We start from the raw sequence: 18,791 nt of genomic DNA on the forward strand, positions 1-18,791 counted from the left end.
ATATTTGTATTAGATCATTCCGGCTTCACGTGCCCCATCTTCCCAAATGACATACCGCCCGGTACTTCCGATATATCGTCCTTTGCTGTATGCCACATAGCCCTGGACCCAAATTTTCAGATCCGCATCGAACATTACGTCATTAGCCGTTTTGCCTTTGGGCATCTTACCGACTGCGTGGCTGATGAAGATGATCAATTTGTTAGGAAACGATTCCTTAAACCTGATATACTCTTTATAGTTTATCTGTGAGTACTGGATACTGTCGACCACCACGATGTTGAAACTTTTGTGTTGCCTGAGGCGGGCTGACAATTCTTGGATACTTTCCTTTACAAATCCCATCTTCCCATTCGCAGACATCATGCCAAACCGTAACAGCGAGTTTTTCACCGTCAAACTCGTTCCTTCTTCCAGTGAGACGAACAATACCCGGTCGTATTTGCATAGCTCTTTACAAAGTTGCATCACAAAGGAGGTCTTCCCGTTACCCGAATTGCCCCAAATGAACCAAACACCATAGCATTCGGGGTTGCTGAACGCCTCTTTCCATTTTCCTTCAAAAGGGAAGATGTCATACTTCTTTGTAACGATGTCTCTTATACTCTTTACTCGTTTCATATTGTTTTTGAATTGCGTTCAAATATCATTCGAACGGTTGTTTACTCGCCCATCCGTTTGGCACGATGGATGGCTTTTTTCACGCGACGGAGGTCAAAGTCGCATGGTTCGGCATCGCGGATCACTTCGTCGATCTTCTTCCGGTCGCTCAGTCCGTTGGCAACGCAGATGGAATAAACGTCGTTCGGCGTGGTAGCCTCTAACTCGAAGAATTTGCGTCCTATGCGACTTTCAATCTCCTTATAACCCGGCTTGCGGCCATGCACTCCCTTTTTGATACGTTTTATGATGTAATCGGTTGATAGGAATATAATACCGCATTTTTCCTCCAAATTATTGTAGAGGCTGACGAAATAACTGAATACCGGATCGGTCAGTTTGTCGGCTTCATCAAAGATCAGGAGCGGGGCTTCCATTTGGATGATGTCATTAAGGATCATATTCCACACCTCGCGGATGTTGTACCCATCCGTCTTGATACCCACCTTTCGGGCAATCTCACGCACGAAGTCTCCTTTTTTCATATCTTCGGAACAAAGGATATAGAACACCTCCTTGTGCTCTTCGGCATAGAGACGTGCTGTCGTTGTCTTGCCGCACCCGGCTTCGCCCACCACCCAGGTGACATTGCGCCAGCGTTGGGCATCATCCAGCACATAACTTATTTCCTGGTAAGCGGACGTTTCCACGATCTGCCAACCGGTTTCGTTCTTTCCGCCACCGATCTGTGCGGCGATATCACGGAACATCTTATCCGAAATGTTTTCATACTTGCCGTTCACGATGCAACTGATCGTGCCGACCGATGTGTTTTTCAAACTGCCCGCAGCCTTGTTCTGGCTGGGGTATTTGGCGACGTAGGCGCGAAGTGCTTCGCGGATGGCGTCTTTCTGTTTGTTACTTAATACTTCCATATTTATATGATCTATTCGTTTTGTTCCTAAAATTTACATGCCACCATGCGCAAGTCTACTTCATTGTTGCTGCCAATCTGGTCCCAGGTGACGTTACTCAGTTCCTTGGTATCTTTACCTAATGACACCCGCAGCGACCGTTTCTTCGGTTGGCTGTATTGGCGGGTACGGCGGTCGAGCTGTTCTTTCGCCTCTTTGGAGAGGCCCTTCAGGTCGGGGCTGACCAGCCCGTGCTGTTCCGGAGCGACACCGTGTTCGTATTCGATCTCCTTGGCTATGACCTGGCGTTCGACACGTTCGCCGGCTATGGCTTCCTGCTGCTGGCGGATAAACGCTTTTTCCTCTTCCGTTTGTTCCTGTTGGGCGCGGTGGATATAGATCGGCGGCAACCCTACACGCTCGAAGCGCAACGCTCCGCCTTTGTCCATCCAGAGCAACCGGACGCTGCGCATGTCGGTCGGATCGTATTGCACATAGAACTGCTTGAATGTGTTCCGGCGACGCCATTCCAGATCCGGATTGCCCTGGTCGTCATACACCTCGTAGGTATAGTCCTTTTTCTGCACGGTGATCTTGATGCCGCTGGAGGTGAAGGTCGAGGGCTTCTCGGTCGTGTACCAGAACATGTCGACCATGTCGCGCACGCTGACGGCATCGGTCTCCTCGTTCACGCTGTTTTCGTACATCTCGATCCGGGAGATACCGGTGGCCGGGTGTTTCATCTCGTTCCACTCTTCCCGGGCTGCCTCGTAGATCTCGTGCAGTTCGTCCAGCGTGGGGAGCGCGTCGATATTGGCGTTGATGATCTCCAGGTTCGGGCGGCTGGTGGCCTTTACGGCGGTCACGTTCTGCCCCGTGTAGCCGAAGCGCGTCCAGAGCACCTGTTGCTGGAAACGGCCGAAGATGTTCTCGATCGTTTTCGACTCGCCATTGTAGGGGGCGGTCGGCCGGTGGATCCGGCTGATCTTCGAGAAGAACCCCTTGGCCGTGTTCTTCTTGTGGCCTCCCTGATTGTCGCACACCAGCTCGTAAGGCTTGTGCCCGCTGCGCTGTATCGCCATGCGGAAGGCGTGGTATTGGGCGATGTAGTCCTCCCGCTCGCTGATATGGTAGCCCAGCAACACCTCGCTGTAGGCGTCCACCACCTCGTAGACGTTGATCGTGCGTTTGTTTCCGCTTTCGTCCCGGTAATAGAGGTTCAGTTTCGTGCCGTCGCCATACCAGAGGGAATCCCGGCTGGCGGGGAGCAACGTGTGGTGCTTGCGGTCGTAGAGCTGGTGTGTCCGCATTTCGCCGAACACGGCATCGTGCCACAGGGGTTTGATACGGGGGCTGTTCAGCCAGCCCTTCATGCCCCGTTCGCTCTTGAGCGGTTTCCAGCCCCTTTCCGGGGCCGTGCGGTTGTAGGTCTCGAAGATCTGGTGGTCGGTATATTTGGGCATCTGGCTCCGCTTCAGTGCGATGATGTACCGTCCTTCCTCCTCGCCAATCTTCAGCGTGTTCCTGTTGCCATACTTCCCGCTGATCAGCGCCTCGTAATGGTCGGGGCTGTACCGCTTGATCAGTTCCTTCAACCGTCCGACACAGCCGGGCAGCGTATGGCCGAACTCTGTGCGCAGCTCTTCGCTCCGTTTCATTATCTCCTCCCAGTAGTCGCCTGATACGCCCAGCTTGTTGCGGTTGGGACGGATGCGGGCGATATCGCCGATCAGCGTATTCAGCACCGAGGCGTTCAGCGTATAGGCCGTGATCGTCGGCTCCGGAAGCGGTACCAGCTCGCCGTTCTTGTCATAGCGGTGCTTCTCGAAGAAGTCCTCCGCCTTCTCATCTTTGCGGACACGTCCGCGCAGTATCTCTCTTCTCATGATCTCTTCGGGTTCGCCATACTTGGCGACAAAACGTTGTTGGTATTTGTCGCAAATGGAGGAATAGACGTACAGGGCGCGATTCCCCTCGCCGCCGCCACGGTTGACGCATTGGATGTTTCCCCGGCGGACATTACTGTAAAGCGTGTTAGGCTTGATCACCGGATCATCCCCGGATGTCAGTTCTTCGTATGTCACGCACAATATTTTATTGTAATATTCCATTCCCGATTGTTTTACCGGTTAATAATCTTCCAGTTTATCGATCGGCACTCTTTTTACCAGCCGTGCAGAGTTGCCGAAATTCAACACGGCCAAAAACATCACCCATACCGGATTACAATCCGCCATTCCAACCAACAAGGTAAAACTCAGCAGAAAGTAAACGGTATATAACTTCTCTTTCCCGGTAAGGCTGCGCCACCAGGCGATCTCACCGCTAAACGGTTTTAACCAGTCCGCTTTCATGATTTCCATTGTTTACAGGTTCGTCACCCACTTCGGAACCTCCGCGCAGCAAAGCCATTTTCCGGATCGCTTTGGCCAACCTGGTATCTTTCTTGTATGCTAGCGCACGCGATACAGTTTCGGAAGTGCAATTCATGAGCAAGGCAATCCGTTTTACTTCTCCATGTTCTACTACGATTCGTCTCTTCATCGTCATATTATCTGAGTTCTACAATAAGGATTTCTTCATCAAACGCTTTGGCCAATTCAGCCTTGAAGTAAGACATCGCGCACTCACCGCCAAACACGGCAATAAACGTCACGTTTTCCACTTGGTAGATGAAAGTGTCTTCTTCTCCCTTGAACCGGCCTAAAAAGCCATCCACTTTCGACCATTCGCGAAAATTCACTGAAACTCTAATCGCTTTCATATCATTTATTGTTTAATGTTATCACCGTGGGCGATCCCGGATTCGAACCGGGGACAATGGCCTTTATGGTTAAGTTTCGCCTGTTCTACCTGACTGAACTAATCGCCCGCCCGTCTTTCCGGGCTGTCAGTTATCCGGAAACCTATTTGCTTTGTTCGTTAATCATTGAAAGAATACACTTCCTGTCTTCGTCCCAAAGTGGAAGCCCTAATTCAATCGTTCGCTTGACCACTTCCACCTCACCAACCAGTTTCATCGCCTGGTTGCGGAAGTCAGTGTCTTCATACGCATGAGCTTTACCAATCAGGAAGTCGGCAAGATCATTTGTAACTTCCTTTTGTCGATTCAATTTCACATTACAGTTCACTACCCGTATATAGATATCTCGGATAATTTGGCTTTCTCCATGCTTCTTGAACTCTTTGCAAAATGCGTCTTTATCCATTGAGGTATTCATATACACTTCATGGATGTATTCAAAATCTTCCGGTGTCGACACGATGCCTGTTCTCTCTTCAAATTCTTTTTGTGTCATAATTTCATATTTATTGTTATTATTCAGCATTTTCCACCTTAAAAGAAAAGTTCCTATCTGCCAATACCTGCTTTACAAAAGACAGATCGTGTTTATCTACTGGGAAAAACACGGCTTGATAGTCCACACTCGGATAAGCCTTGATAGCCGTTTTCTCGGCCATTCCCTTAACCAGTTCGTGAAGAAATCCTACTGTTTCTGCCGTCGCCTGCGCAATAATCACTTTTGCCTTCATCGTTTCTTATTTATATTCGTTTATAATCGGTTTCGTGCCACATCCGTAGCAGTTCCTCAGGGTATGAATCATTTTCTTGACGTAAGAATCTGGAGCGGAAAACACAATGCCATTCTCTTTGTTATAGCTAAAACTCACACCGTCCAACATCAGCAGGTTCGCAACCTTTAACCTGTTGCTCTGTACTTGCCATTCCTTAATCTCGTCCTTCATATCCTTTGTCATTTTTAAGTTTTACTTCTAAAATTCGTCTATATGACCGCCTTTGCTTATCTTTGAGGCGTGGTCATATTTTGATCACGCTGCAAATATACAAACATGTTTTCAATTATGGGCAATAAAGGAGAAGAAAAAGAAAACATTTTTTCAAGCAAGCCTTTGCCGGCAATAAATGAAAGAGTGAAAATCTTAGTAGAGCATTACGCAAAAGGTAGTGTAAAACGCTTTAGTGAAATAATAAATCTATCAAGTTCTCAAAAGCTTAATCGGGTATTCAATTTGGATAAACGAAATAATGAATATCCAGAAGTAAGTAGTGATATTTTACTGTCAATTGCAAACATGCTTTCAGATATTAATACGGAATGGCTATTAACAGGAAACGGAACAATGTCAAAAACAAGCCGTTCGGTAGAGCCAACACATACGCACATCACTCATTCATCCAATAATAAAGATAATGAAACTGAAGAATATAAGCAACAGGTTCATCCAGAAATAGTAGATAAACTTCTTGCTACAATACAAGAGCAGGCGAAAGAAATAGGAAAGTTAGAACAAACGATTACACAACTCAGAAGGGAATTGGGGGATGCTGTATCGGCTGCGAATGGTTCCACCATTGCCAGTGTAGGTTAAAACGCATTCGGCGGACTATTTGCCCTAAAAATGGTAAATAGCTAACAGACAAAAAAGTAACTTAAAATATAGGGGAGTGAATAAATATTTGAAAAATACAACTTCCCCCAACTAATAATATCAAAAACGACAAAAACAACCGTCTGAAAAGCGTCTTATATACATCAATCGCATAAAAAAATGTGGGATAATGCACAGCCAAATGCACAGCCAAACGGCACGTTTCGTTTTTGCACTGCTTAAAATGCACAGGCAAACGCACAGCCAAGTGCACAGCCAATATGAAAAAAGCGGCATTTCCAGCCGTTCAAGACGACAGGAAACCCGCTATTCGACCTAAAAACCGTTCAAACAGGTATTAAAAGCTGATAAAACAACTACTTAGCAGCCCTTATCAGGTGCGATTGAATGATCATAGCCCGTTTGGTGATCTTACAACTCCCGTCAGTCATACCAGCGTGCAGAAGGCTGTTTTTGGTAATGCCTATCTCTTTCTCCGTTAGCACATCAAAGATGGCCGAAATCGATCCGAAATAGTAGTTCTTCTTCTCGTAGATCAAATGTACATGGATAACCTTTATCATAACGCATTTAGTATTTACTTTGTCGCAAATATACTAAATAGCACTTATATAGAATAATCTATCAACAGATTTAACAAATCGAATCCACAACAAAGCAAAAGAAAAGAGGCTCTTTTTAAGCCTCTTCATTCTTTCAGCGGACAAACAATCAACCGAGCCAACAAAACGCCCCAGTGCGCTTCATTTGCGCCCATGTAGACCCCATATTAAACCAAATCTGCCGTCCAATTAAACTTATGTTCAAGAAATCCGTTCAAACCCCATTCAAAATTAAAATGCAGTTCAATTCAATTAAACCGTTTGCGCGTTTCGTTTTTCTTGGTCAGTTCTTTAACTATATTGTTAACCTGTTGTTTTTCAGTTAAAACAAGCCTGTTTTACTCTATACTGTTTTTACGCATTTCGTTTTACCCCCCTTACTTGGTATGTTTATTGTTATATAATTATATGAGAAAAATAGACTAAACATATCAGATTATGGCCTATATCGATTATTACAAGATTTTGTGGGTGAACAAGGACGCTTCTCAGGATGATATCAAGAAAGCCTATAAGAAGTTGGCTCGGCAATATCACCCTGACTTGAATCCGAACGATCCCGACGCTCATCGTAAGTTTCAGGAGATCAATGAGGCGAACGAGGTGCTTAGCGATCCGGAAAAGCGTAAGAAATACGACCAGTACGGGGAGAATTGGAAACATGCGGATGAGTTCGAGGCTCAACGGAAGCAGTACGGCCAGCAAGGTGGCGGCTTTGGCGGCGGCTTCTCGAACGGTGGAGGTACGTATTGGTCTTCCTCCGGCGATGATGGAGAGTTCTCGGATTTCTTTGAGTCTATGTTTGGTTCCCGCCGGGGGGGCGGTGGCCGTTCTAATCATGGGTTCCGTGGACAGGATTACACGGCCGAATTGCACTTATCCTTGATGGATGCGGCCAAGACACATAAGCAGGTGATCACCGTGAACGGCAAGAACCTGCGTATCACGGTTCCCGCCGGTGTAGCCAACGGGCAAACCATTAAGCTGAAAGGCCAAGGCGGGCCGGGCATGAATGGAGGCCCTGCCGGTGATTTGTACATCACGTTCATTATCCCGGACGACAGCCGTTTCAAACGGGTGGGAGACGATCTGTACCTGACCGTCCCCTTGAACCTCTATACGGCGGTCTTGGGTGGCGAGCAGATTATCGATACCTTGGATAGCAAGGTGAAACTGAAAGTAAAACCGGGCACGCAAAACAATACGAAAGTCCGGTTGAAAGGTAAGGGATTCCCTGTTTACAAGAAGGAGGGGCAGTTTGGTGACTTGATCGTCACGTACTCGATCGAGGTGCCGACCAACTTGACGGAGAAACAGAAGGATTTGTTCCGGGAAATACAAAGTCTAAATTAAAAACAGGTGTATTATGCAAACAGATTTAGTTATTGTCAGTGAATACTGCCAGAAATGCCATATAGACCCTTCGTTCATCATTTTGCTGGAAGAGGGAGGTTTGATAGACATTAATATCACGGATGGAGAGAGGTATCTCTTCTCTTCCCAGCTCCGTGATCTGGAACAATACACACGTATGTATTACGACTTGTCTATTAACATCGAGGGAATCGAGGCCATTCATCATATGCTGGACCGGATGCGGAATTTGCAGGCGGAGATACAATCGTTGAGAAACCGTCTGCATTTATATGAACCATTCGGTTTTGATACGATCGAGAATTTCTAGTGTCAAATTGCTGCTTAACAAGGCTTCACTGCCCGATAGCGAAGGGTGTACGCAAACAAATTGAAAATATTTCTTGAAAATGTTTGGAAGTTTGGAATGTAATATATACCTTTGCACTCGCAATCAAGAAATGATAGCGACTATATCGCGGAGTGGAGCAGTGGTAGCTCGTTGGGCTCATAACCCAAAGGTCGTAAGTTCGAGTCTTGCCTCCGCAACTAAAAAGTCCTCAAGTCATTGACTTGAGGACTTTTTCTCTATTCAATCAAGCGATCGGGCGATGCGACCCCGATGGAAACGAATAATAAGCTATGCTTATTTCTTCCGTAAAGGCCCTTTGTTCTTCCAGAATCCCAATTTATAATAGATATAGGTGATTGTAAGCCCGATGCAAAGGCTGGCGCCGATGGCCCACCAGATACCGCTCCGTCCCCAGATAGAGCTAAACCAATAGGCGAGGGGAATGCGTATCAGCCAAAGACAAGTGATGCTTACTGCCATTGGGAACAGGGTATCGCCAGCTCCCCGTAATGCCCCGTTGAAGACGTTCAAGCCGCCGTGTACGATAAAGAATCCTCCCATGATCAATAAATATTCCTTGCCAATCCGGATCACCTCCGGGTCCTTGGTGAAAGCCAGCATCATCTTGTCCCCGAAGAAATAGATGGCCGTGAAGGTCGCTAGACCCAGCAATAGGTTGACAAGCATGGCGAATCGTACCCCGTCACGTACCCGGTCCAAGTGCCCAGCTCCGATGTTTTGCCCGCAGAAAGCAGCTAGCGCCCCAGAGAGGGTCAATACCGCTTGGATGATGATCGTGTCGATCTTTCCCGCTGCCCCGTAAGCGGTGAGCGTATCCGTGCCGAAACTGTTCACGATCCCCAGCAAGGCAATCAATCCGAGCGAGATGGCACATTGCTGTACGCTGGAGGGAAGCCCGATGCGGAGCCCTTCCTTGAACAGTCCCATATCGAACAATAAATCCTGTTTCTTGATAGAGAGCAGGGGATGGGTGTTGTTCACGTAGCCTAGGGCCACGCACATGCCGATCCCTTGGGCGATCACCGTAGCCCGTGCCGCCCCTTCGATCCCCCATTTGAAAACGACAATGAAGAGTAAATCCAAGGCTATATTCAAAATCGTGGTAAGCAGGATAAACAGCATGGGGCGCACGGACTCCCCGACACCCCGCAATATGGAGATAATGCTATTGAAAGTGACAAACAAGAACGTACCCCCTACATAAATCCTAAAATAAGCGACCGCCTGCGGGATCACGTCCTCCGGTGTGTTCGTCAGCCTGAACATCGGCTCGGCAAAAATAATTCCCGCTATGGACAGCAATACCCCTGCGACCAACATGAAGATAAAGAAAGAGGAGAAGGCCTTCTGCACCTTATCGAACTCCTTCGCCCCGAAAAACTGTGAGATCACCACCGACGTACCGCTCCCGATACCGATCACCAGCGAGATAATAAAGTAATAGATGAAGAAGGAAGCCGATACCGCCGCCAGCGACTCTTTCCCCAGAAACTGCCCGACGATGACGCTGTCGGTCACGTTATAGAGTTGTTGCAGCAGATTGCCGATCAGCAAAGGGAAAGCGAAACGCAGGATCACCTTCCATACCGCCCCACTCGTCAAATCCCTATTTCCTGTATTAATTCTCAATTCTCAATTCTCAATTTTCAATTCCCTATAGGTCTTTCAGCAGGATATTGTCGTTTGCCTTTATCATATCCTCACGTGTCTTCAGCAGGGCTTTCCATTCCTTGCTGAAAAGCTTGCTCGTGTCAATCTTAAAGTTCTCGGAGCCATACTCGTCCATGCGGGTCAGCAGGTAGCTGACCGTGATCTTATTGACATCGATCGCCGGCTGGTAGTATGCCACACGGTCGTCATTCCCGTAGTTCACCTCGATGATGATGTTCAACTCCGTGAGCAGGTATAAGATCTGTGTCGTTATGCGGATAGGGATGCGGTAAGCGTCGGATAGCTCGTCGGCCGTATAGGGTTTCTCGCCTTTCACGAACCGTTTGACGATCAGCGAGGCGATCAGCAAGGTCAAGAAATCCTTGTACCGGCGGCTGATACTTTTGCTGTCCCTCTCAAAGCTGAATTTCTTCACGTTCTGGGAGGCGTACGACAGCTCTGCGCCAAACAAGCAAATCAACCAAGAAAGCTGCAACCAAAGCAACAACAAAGGCAGTGCGGCAAAACTACCGTAAATAGCGTTGTACTTGCTCACCCAAATCTGCCCACTGATATAAATAAATTGGAACAACTGGAAGGCGCAACCAGCGATAAAGCCTGCCACCAACCCGTTCACGAACCTTACTTTCGTATTCGGCAGGGAGACGTACAGCCCCGTGAAAGCCAATGTCGTGATAATATAAGGCGCTATATGCAAGAACAGCTCTACGAGTGGCGTAAAAAACAAGTATTGCCCCAAGAACGAGTTCTGCAAGGTAGACATGAAGATGGACAAACCGCTGGATGCCGTCATCAGCACCGGCAGCACGAGGAATAAGGCCAGATAATCGGATATCTTCCGGTACCACGGACGGGATTTCTGGATCTGCCAGATGTCGTTGAACGTATCCTCCACGGACGAGATCAAGTTGATCACCGTATAAAACAATAAAATCAAACCGACCCCGATGATCACTCCCCCCTGCGCCTGCGCCAGATAGCTCTCCACGAACTCGAACGCCTTGTTCAGCTCCATCTCGTGCCCGGGGAAATAATCGAACAACTCCTGCCGTACCGTCCCTTGGAAACCGAAGCCCTTAGCTATACCTAATAATACGGCCAGCAAAGGTACGATAGATAACAAGGTGCTGTAGGTAAGCGCCGACGCCTTGGTTTGCAGGTTCTCGCTCTGGAAACCCCGCACGGCGAGTATAACCGTCTTGATGATATTGATATAAATCTCCTTCAGCCCACTAACTTCATTCTCGGTAATCCGCCAAATGTCGTAGGTTACGAAACGGATGGTTCGTGCTAATAATGCGCTGATCCGTTCTCCAATAGGTTTCTTTTCTTCCCGTGGCTTGTTTTTGGGCATATCGGCACATGATTTAATTGGCAAATAAAAAAAGCAGTCTGCCTATAAGCCGGGTCCTGTACCTCTTTGGAAAGAGGTGCCTGCCATTTATCTTGTCTTACCGTCGCCGGTAAGCTTTAGCGGTCTACCCCCCGGCATCGGACGAGCCATCCTACATGCGCCGGTATACATGACCTTACAACCCATAAGACGTACGGCATCCCGTATCGCTACGGGACCCGGTGAGCTCTTACCTCACCTTTTCACCCTTACCGGACGAGTCCGGCGGTTATTCTCTGTTACGTTACTCTACCCTCACGGACAGCTTCCCGTTAAGAAGTATGGTGCTCTGTGTTGCCCGGACTTTCCTCACACCCGAAGGTGAGCGACAGACCAGCAGACTGCGATAGGACAAAGATAGGTATTTTAGTTGACAGTTGACGGTCGGCGGTTGACAATTATTTTGTAGACGCATAGGAGAGATAGGATAACATTTTCTTTTTCAGCCGTAAACATATTCTGTCTCCTAGGTGTTTTTTATACGAACAGAGATTCTAGATTGCCAGTAACCGACTGTCATTTATCGATTGCCGACTGTCAGTTATCGCGTGTCAACTGTCAATTCGTCTGCTGTTTAATTGTTAAAAAGGTACTTTGCAATACACAGTACTGTTAAGTGCGGTTAAGCCCCTGTGATGCCTCGTTAAAAGTGATAAAAAATACGATGGAAATGGAATATCCGCACAATTTTTGAGTTTTCTTTGCCGTAAAGAAACTGTTAAATTTAAGTGTTTAATTAAATAAGAAAAGTATGAAAAATATCTGGAAGAATGTGCTTGGTGTTGCTCTGATAGCAGCCATTAGTTCTGGTGCCGCGATCGGAACGAGTACTTACCTGATGAATAAGAATCAACGTCCGGCGGAGTTGGCCTCCGGAGTTGAGAATACCTTCAAGCAACCGTACCGATTGACGAATTATGGAACCGTGGCCGCCGAGAATATCGATTTCACTACGGCTGCCGAGAGCGCCATCCACGGGGTTGTCCATATCAAGGCCACGGCTAACGCGCAAGCCTCTAACGGGGACGGCGGTCAGCAGTATATGGACCCGTTCGAGTATTTCTTCGGCTTCGGTGGCCGTGGAGGGTTCCAACGTCCGCAACAGCAACCTCGTGTGGGCGCTGGCTCGGGTGTCATTATCTCTACGGATGGTTATATCATCACGAACAACCACGTGATCGACGGAGCCGACGAGCTGGAGGTTACCTTAAACGATAACCGGAAATTCCCGGCAAAGATTATAGGGGCTGATCCGACAACAGATATCGCCTTGATCAAGATTGAGGCAACCGACTTACCTACGATCCCCTTTGGTGATTCTGAGAAGTTGAAAGTAGGTGAGTGGGTGTTGGCGGTAGGTAACCCGTTTAACTTGACCTCTACCGTTACGGCAGGTATCGTGAGCGCTAAGAGCCGTGGCAACATCGGCGCCGGTGGCAAGGATCGTAGCAAGATCGAGTCGTTTATACAGACAGACGCCGCCGTGAACCCGGGTAACAGTGGTGGGGCACTAGTGAACACGAAAGGCGAGTTAGTCGGTATCAATACCGCTATCTACTCCGAGACCGGTAACTTCGCCGGATACTCTTTCGCCGTGCCCATCAGCATCGCCGGCAAGGTGGCTAACGACTTGAAGCAATTCGGAACCGTGCAGCGTGCCGTATTAGGCGTATTGATACAAGACCCGCAATACGTGCCCGACGCTGAGAAAGAGAAAGTGAAAGTATTCGAGGGCGCTTACGTAGGTGGTTTCGCCGAGCGCAGCTCCGCTAAGGAAGCCGGAATCGAGAAGGGTGACGTGATTGTAGCCGTGAACGGCGTGAAGATCAAATCGTCTAGCGCTTTGCAAGAGCAGATCAGCAAATACCGTCCGGGCGACAAGGTAGAGTTGACGATCAACCGCAACGGTAGCACGAAGAAATTCACGGTAGAACTCCGTAATGCGCAAGGTAGCACCAAGGTCGTGAAGGGTGGCGACAGCGCAGAGGTTATGGGCGCAGCGTTCAAGGCTTTGAACGACGAGCAGAAACGTAAGTTAGGTGTAAGTTATGGTATCGAGGTCACCGGTCTGACCAGCGGCAAGCTGAAAGACGCCGGTATAAAGAAAGGCTTCATTATCATGATTGTAAACAACCAGAAGATCTCTGCTCCGGAAGACTTGGAAAAGATTGTGGAAAGCATACTTCAAGGACGTACGGAAGATCAAGGCCTCTTCATTAAAGGCTTCTACCCGAACGGACGTACGAAGTACTATGCGATAGATCTTGCCGAATAAGATAAACAAGGACTGTAGTCTTATAGGTGTGAAAAGATTGTTAAAGGTTTTTAATTGGCTGGATGTGGGGTGCATCCAGCCAATTCTTTCAACAAAAATGGTTATCTTTGCACCCCGTATTCTCAATTAAACAAATTGAATGAGACAATTAAAGATCACAAAGTCCATTACCAACCGCGAAAGCGCTTCGCTGGATAAATATCTTCAAGAGATTGGTCGAGAAGATCTTATCACGGTAGAAGAGGAAGTGGAATTGGCACAGGCTATCAAAAGAGGAGACCGTAGGGCGTTAGAGAAATTGACCCGTGCGAATCTCCGTTTCGTCGTTTCTGTGGCTAAGCAATATCAGAACCAAGGTTTGAGTTTGCCCGACCTTATTAATGAGGGTAACTTAGGCTTGATCAAGGCTGCTGAGAAATTCGATGAGACGAGAGGTTTCAAGTTTATTTCCTATGCTGTATGGTGGATTCGCCAATCTATTCTGCAAGCTTTGGCAGAGCAGTCAAGAATCGTGCGTCTTCCGTTGAACCAAGTAGGCTCGCTGAACAAGATCAGCAAGGCCTTCTCCAAGTTCGAGCAGGAAAACGAGCGCAGACCGTCTCCAGAGGAACTTGCTGATGAGTTGGATATCCCGGTGGATAAGATTTCCGATACCTTGAAGGTGTCCGGACGTCATATTTCCGTGGATGCCCCGTTCGTGGAAGGCGAAGACAACAGTCTTTTGGATGTGCTTGTGAACGATGACGCTCCTATCGCGGACCGGTCGTTAATGAACGAGTCATTGGCTAAGGAAATTGATAGAGCGCTTGCTACACTGACCGAAAGAGAATGTGAGATAATCAAGATGTTTTTCGGTATTGGCTGTCAGGAAATGACATTGGAAGAGATTGGCGACAAATTTGGCCTCACTAGAGAGCGTGTCCGCCAGATCAAGGAAAAAGCAATCAGAAGATTAAGACAAGGAACTCGTAGCAAGCTCCTCAAATCGTATTTAGGCTAATTTAAGGAATTATTGAGTTGGCGAAGGCTCCGGTCCGAAAAGGATTGGGAGCCTTTATTTTTTTTCTTAACTTTGCCACTGGAATATAATACCATAAAAACTATATAAATGACTACAAGACGTAATTTCTTGAAAACAGGATCTATTTCCTTGGCCGGCCTGTTGGTTGGCGAGAAGGTATACTCCGCCGTGAGTACGCCCGACAATAAAAAGAGTTTTAGCACGATCGCCTCTAAGGTGACCGGCGATTACGCCAGCAAGCGCCCGGCTCCCGAGGCCCGTAAGTTTACCTCCAAGGCGGTAGAGGAGCAGCTGAAGGCTTCCAAGGCTCGTATCAAGGACCCGAAGCTGGCTTGGATGTTCGAGAACTGTTACCCGAACACCTTGGATACGACCTGCGAGTTCAAGATGGTAGACGGCAAGCCGGATACGTTCGTGATCACCGGCGATATCCACGCCATGTGGTTGCGTGACTCCTCGGCGCAGGTTTACCCCTTCGTCACCTTGGCGAAGAAGGATAAGGACTTGCGGCAGATGCTGGTTGGTGCTATCAATCGCCAGACCGCCTGCATCCTGATCGATCCCTACGCTAATGGCTTCAACGAAGGCCCTACCGGGAGCGAGTGGGAGAGCGACCGTACGGAGATGAAGAAAGAGCTTCACGAGCGTAAATGGGAGATCGACTCGCTTTGCTACCCGATCCGCTTGGCGTATCATTATTGGAAGGAAGTAGGCGATACCTCCGTATTCGACAGCAAATGGGAGCAGGCGATGGAGGCCGTTTACCGTACCTTCCGTGAGCAACAGCGCAAGGATAGCCTCGGGCCGTACTGTTTCTCCCGTGTGACGGACCGCCAAGGCGATACCCTCTTGAACGATGGTTGGGGTAGCCCGGTGAACCCGGTGGGCCTAATCGTCTCTTCTTTCCGTCCTTCCGACGACGCTACGCTGTTCGGCTTCTTGGTACCATCGAACTTGTTCGCTATCACCTCGCTTCGTCAGGTGGCTGAGATTCTTCGTGCCGTAAGAAACAACACGGATTTGGCCGGTCGTTGCGAGGCGTTGGCGGGTGAGGTAGAGGAGGCCGTGAAGAAATACGCTATCGTGGAGCATCCGGAATTCGGTAAGGTATACGCCTTCGAGGTGGATGGTTATGGTGGACAGGTATTCATGGACGACGCTAACGTACCGAGTTTGCTGGCTTTGCCGTTCTTGGGTTGCGTGGACGTGAACGACCCGGTTTACCAGAATACCCGCCGCTTGGTGCTGAGTCCTTCCAATCCTTACTTCTTCAAGGGAAAGGCCGGCGAGGGCATCGGCGGTCCGCATATCGGTTTCAACTATATCTGGCCGATGAGCTTGATCATGCGTGCTACGACTTCCAACGACGAGAAGGAGATCCGGTATTGCATAGAGACGCTTCGTGATACGGACGGAGGCACGGGCTTCATGCACGAGTCTTTCCATAAGGACAATCCTTCCGATTACACCCGCTCGTGGTTCGCTTGGACGAATACTCTGTTTGGCGAGTTGATCGTGAAGCTGCAATCCGAAGGCAAGCTGAAAGACCTCCTCGGCTAATATCACCAAGGTTAATATCATCAATTGTAGAGACGGGGCGTGCCCCGTCTCATCCTCACATAAATCTAGACGGAATACATGAAAACAAATCAACTATTCATCTTGACAGGTCTGGCGGCGATAGCCTCCACCTCCTGTAGCCAAAAAGAGAATACGTCCGGGCAGCCCGCCAAGCCCATGAATATCCTTTACATCATGACGGACGATCACTCCTTCCAAACCATCAGCGCCTACGACAAGCGATACATCCAAACCCCCAACATCGACCGCATCGCAAACGAGGGCGTACGTTTCACCAATAGCTTCGTAGCCAACTCCATCAGTGGCCCCAGCCGTGCCTGCATGCTGACCGGCAAGCACAGCCACAAGAACGGCTTCATCGATAACGCCCATACCTTCGACGGCTCGCAGCAGACCTTCCCGAAGCTATTGCGTAAAGCTGGTTACCAAACCGCCATGATCGGCAAATGGCACCTCACCTCCGATCCCACCGGTTTCGATTACTGGAACATCCTCGTAGGCCAAGGCGATTACTATAACCCCATCTTCATCGATAACGGCGAGAAGCGTCAGATCGAAGGGTACGCCACGAACATCACGACCGATCTGGCTCTTGATTGGCTGGACAATAAACGAGACAAGAGCAAGCCTTTCTGCCTCCTGCTGCACCATAAGGCTCCGCACCGTACTTGGATGCCCGATACCTGCGACCTGCGTCTTTACGACGATGTGACCTTCCCGCTGCCCGAGAACTTCTACGACGATTACGCCGGCCGCATCGCCGCCTCGGAGCAGGAGATGAGCATCATCAAGGATATGGATATCGTATACGACTTGAAAATGGCCGATAAGGAGAACGAGATCCATTCCTCCAACGCCGATCTGGAGAAGTACGGCCGTGAGCTTTATAACCGCATGAATCCGGACCAGAAAGCCGCTTGGGACGCCTATTACGATCCGATCATCCAAGACTTCAAGGCGAAGAAACGCACGGGTAAGGAGCTGGCCGAGTGGAAATACCAGCGTTATATGCACGATTACCTTCGGGTGATCCATTCCGTGGATCGGAACATCGGTATCGTGCTCGATTATCTGGAGAAGAACGATTTGCTGGATAACACGTTGATCGTCTACACCTCCGACCAAGGCTTCTACATGGGCGAGCATGGCTGGTTCGACAAGCGCTTCATGTATGAGGAATCCTTCCGCACCCCGTTGCTGATGCGTCTGCCGGGTGGCAAGAAGGGTGATATCCCGCAGCTCGTGCAGAATATTGATTACGCTCCCACTTTTTTGGAACTGGCCGGAGCCCCCATCCCAGCCGACATCCAAGGCGAGTCCTTGCTTCCCTTACTGAAAGGCGAGCGGCCGGAGAACTGGCGTAACTCCCTTTACTATCATTACTACGAGTATCCCGCCGAGCATTCCGTGAAGCGTCATTACGGCGTACGTGACGATCGTTATAAATTGATCCATTTCTACAACGACATCGATGTATGGGAGCTTTACGACCTCCAAGAAGATCCCCACGAGATGAATAACCTTTACGGTAAGCCCAGTTACGAGGCAGTGACGAAACGCATGCGAGACGAGCTTTATAAGCTGCAAAAACAATATGATGACCCTGTGGGAATACGCTTCAATGTGTCGGACTGATGAGAGCGGACATTCGTGTTCTGTTATCAGATTTTTTAATTAGTTGTGGATTAAGGTGCATAAAGGACTTGGAACTTGGGGGATGAGAAGTTGAGTCTTTGCGCTTGATGACTTAGCTCTTTGCGCTCTTTGATTTAAGTCATTGGCTCGAAGGAATTAAGTCTATCGTATGGCTCTTCTTTGCTTATGCGTGTATCGAATTAAAAAATGACTATAGGCAGGTTTCAAGTTTCAAGGTTTCATGAAACCTTTTTCTTCACACACACGATGCGTACATTATATAGGTTTCAAATAAATCCCTTTATGTTTGTTATGCGGGATGGATAGCCTCGAAGAACTTGCGTAGCCACGACATGATGTCTTTACCCGAGGCGGACGGAGCGATCATGAGGAACTGTATTATATGTACTTGTGCGTGTGTGAGGAAAAGGTTTCATGAAACCTTGAAACTTGAAACCTATTTCTATGCCCATCCAGATATTGTCAACATCAGTACAGATAAATATATGTGCCTTTATCGTGTGCGTACATTAAAAGTAAGGATTGTTGAGCCATGAGAAAAAACTTGAAAAATAATGCCGAAAATGTTTGGAGGTTATGTTTTATAGCGCTACTTTTGCACCCGCATTCGAGAGAGAACGGCGATACCGAAATAATGAAACAAATTTTTCTTGAAAAAAGTTCCGGAATAATTTGGAAGTTTAAAAGAAAAACACTTATCTTTGCATCCACGTTCGCAAAACGAAAGCGACAAAAGAGTTCTTTGAGAGATTTACATAATTCAACAAGTAGTACAAGTATTAGGAAAAGAAATTTTCCGGATCGATACCGTCAATAGAGTATGACTTTGGACTACAATAACGGATTCCGGAGCGAGGATATGATAAAACAATTTAAACAACGAAGAGTTTGATCCTGGCTCAGGATGAACGCTAGCGACAGGCTTAACACATGCAAGTC

The 18,791-nt window shown here is 48.2% G+C and carries 18 protein-coding genes, 2 tRNA genes, 1 rRNA gene and 1 other RNA gene; 9 read left to right on the forward strand and 13 right to left on the reverse strand.

From position 1 onward, the window contains the following. Positions 1–9: 9 nt before the first annotated feature. From D7V92_RS09625 to D7V92_RS09670, 9 genes are all read right to left on the reverse strand, one after another. Positions 10–621, reverse strand: a complete 612-nt coding sequence (locus D7V92_RS09625; protein ID WP_121735239.1) for a hypothetical protein — start codon at positions 619–621, stop codon at positions 10–12. Between the two features lie 41 nt (positions 622–662). Continuing rightward, complete coding sequence (locus D7V92_RS09630; protein WP_121735238.1) at positions 663–1,535, reverse strand: ATP-binding protein; 873 nt, start codon at positions 1,533–1,535, stop codon at positions 663–665. Positions 1,536–1,561: 26 nt separating this feature from the next. Beyond that, complete coding sequence (locus D7V92_RS09635; RefSeq protein WP_121772778.1) at positions 1,562–3,625, reverse strand: DDE-type integrase/transposase/recombinase; 2,064 nt, start codon at positions 3,623–3,625, stop codon at positions 1,562–1,564. 18 nt (positions 3,626–3,643) lie between these two features. Continuing rightward, positions 3,644–3,868 (reverse strand): hypothetical protein, encoded by a 225-nt coding sequence (locus tag D7V92_RS09640; protein ID WP_121735236.1) that lies wholly within the window; start codon positions 3,866–3,868, stop codon positions 3,644–3,646. Positions 3,869–4,065: 197 nt separating this feature from the next. Continuing rightward, the gene (locus tag D7V92_RS09650) at positions 4,066–4,278 is read right to left on the reverse strand and encodes a hypothetical protein (RefSeq protein WP_121735235.1); all 213 of its coding nucleotides are present in this window, start codon (positions 4,276–4,278) and stop codon (positions 4,066–4,068) included. A 27-nt stretch (positions 4,279–4,305) separates the two neighbouring features. Next, positions 4,306–4,386 (reverse strand) — tRNA-OTHER (locus D7V92_RS09655). Between the two features lie 34 nt (positions 4,387–4,420). Continuing rightward, positions 4,421–4,813 (reverse strand): hypothetical protein, encoded by a 393-nt coding sequence (locus D7V92_RS09660; protein WP_121735234.1) that lies wholly within the window; start codon positions 4,811–4,813, stop codon positions 4,421–4,423. 19 nt (positions 4,814–4,832) lie between these two features. After that, a complete protein-coding gene (locus D7V92_RS09665; protein ID WP_121735233.1) occupies positions 4,833–5,048 on the reverse strand; it encodes a DNA-directed RNA polymerase subunit beta in 216 nt (71 codons plus the stop codon). 6 nt (positions 5,049–5,054) lie between these two features. Continuing rightward, positions 5,055–5,261 (reverse strand): hypothetical protein, encoded by a 207-nt coding sequence (locus D7V92_RS09670; RefSeq protein WP_121735232.1) that lies wholly within the window; start codon positions 5,259–5,261, stop codon positions 5,055–5,057. A gap of 117 nt (positions 5,262–5,378) precedes the next feature. Between D7V92_RS09670 and D7V92_RS09675 the strand changes: the two genes are divergently transcribed. Continuing rightward, the gene (locus tag D7V92_RS09675; RefSeq protein WP_121735231.1) at positions 5,379–5,906 is read left to right on the forward strand and encodes a hypothetical protein; all 528 of its coding nucleotides are present in this window, start codon (positions 5,379–5,381) and stop codon (positions 5,904–5,906) included. Between the two features lie 377 nt (positions 5,907–6,283). On the opposite strand, the gene D7V92_RS09680 is transcribed toward D7V92_RS09675, so the two are convergent. Beyond that, a complete protein-coding gene (locus D7V92_RS09680) occupies positions 6,284–6,490 on the reverse strand; it encodes a hypothetical protein (RefSeq protein WP_121735230.1) in 207 nt (68 codons plus the stop codon). Positions 6,491–6,967: 477 nt separating this feature from the next. On the opposite strand from D7V92_RS09680, the gene D7V92_RS09685 reads away from it, so the two are divergent. From D7V92_RS09685 to D7V92_RS09695, 3 genes are all read left to right on the forward strand, one after another. Further along, positions 6,968–7,882, forward strand: a complete 915-nt coding sequence (locus D7V92_RS09685) for a DnaJ C-terminal domain-containing protein (protein WP_121772779.1) — start codon at positions 6,968–6,970, stop codon at positions 7,880–7,882. A 13-nt stretch (positions 7,883–7,895) separates the two neighbouring features. Continuing rightward, a complete protein-coding gene (locus D7V92_RS09690; protein ID WP_005862009.1) occupies positions 7,896–8,213 on the forward strand; it encodes a chaperone modulator CbpM in 318 nt (105 codons plus the stop codon). Positions 8,214–8,359: 146 nt separating this feature from the next. Then, positions 8,360–8,431, forward strand: a tRNA-Met gene (locus tag D7V92_RS09695). Between the two features lie 97 nt (positions 8,432–8,528). Here D7V92_RS09695 and D7V92_RS09700 read toward each other — a convergent pair. The 3 genes from D7V92_RS09700 to rnpB all read right to left on the reverse strand — a co-directional run bounded on the left by D7V92_RS09700 (position 8,529) and on the right by rnpB (position 11,664). Continuing rightward, positions 8,529–9,884 (reverse strand): MATE family efflux transporter, encoded by a 1,356-nt coding sequence (locus tag D7V92_RS09700; protein WP_008780858.1) that lies wholly within the window; start codon positions 9,882–9,884, stop codon positions 8,529–8,531. Between the two features lie 25 nt (positions 9,885–9,909). Beyond that, entirely contained in the window at positions 9,910–11,280 is a 1,371-nt protein-coding gene (locus D7V92_RS09705) for a YihY/virulence factor BrkB family protein (RefSeq protein ID WP_005862013.1), read from the reverse strand. A 29-nt stretch (positions 11,281–11,309) separates the two neighbouring features. Continuing rightward, positions 11,310–11,664: RNase P RNA component class A (rnpB, locus tag D7V92_RS09710), an RNA gene on the reverse strand. 406 nt (positions 11,665–12,070) lie between these two features. Here rnpB and D7V92_RS09715 point away from each other — a divergent pair. From D7V92_RS09715 to D7V92_RS09740, 5 genes are all read left to right on the forward strand, one after another. Continuing rightward, complete coding sequence (locus D7V92_RS09715) at positions 12,071–13,594, forward strand: Do family serine endopeptidase (protein WP_005862015.1); 1,524 nt, start codon at positions 12,071–12,073, stop codon at positions 13,592–13,594. A gap of 139 nt (positions 13,595–13,733) precedes the next feature. Then, the gene (locus tag D7V92_RS09720) at positions 13,734–14,594 is read left to right on the forward strand and encodes an RNA polymerase sigma factor RpoD/SigA (RefSeq protein ID WP_005641668.1); all 861 of its coding nucleotides are present in this window, start codon (positions 13,734–13,736) and stop codon (positions 14,592–14,594) included. A 108-nt stretch (positions 14,595–14,702) separates the two neighbouring features. Continuing rightward, positions 14,703–16,175: a glycoside hydrolase family 125 protein gene (locus D7V92_RS09725; protein ID WP_121772780.1), complete on the forward strand. Its 1,473-nt coding sequence runs from the start codon at positions 14,703–14,705 to the stop codon at positions 16,173–16,175. A 78-nt stretch (positions 16,176–16,253) separates the two neighbouring features. Next, entirely contained in the window at positions 16,254–17,831 is a 1,578-nt protein-coding gene (locus tag D7V92_RS09730; protein ID WP_121772781.1) for a sulfatase, read from the forward strand. Positions 17,832–18,728: 897 nt separating this feature from the next. Continuing rightward, positions 18,729–18,791, forward strand: a 16S ribosomal RNA gene (locus D7V92_RS09740); the annotation flags it as partial.

Origin of the sequence: Parabacteroides sp. CH2-D42-20 (genome assembly GCF_003670185.1) — a bacterium.
Classification (GTDB): domain Bacteria; phylum Bacteroidota; class Bacteroidia; order Bacteroidales; family Tannerellaceae; genus Parabacteroides; species Parabacteroides distasonis.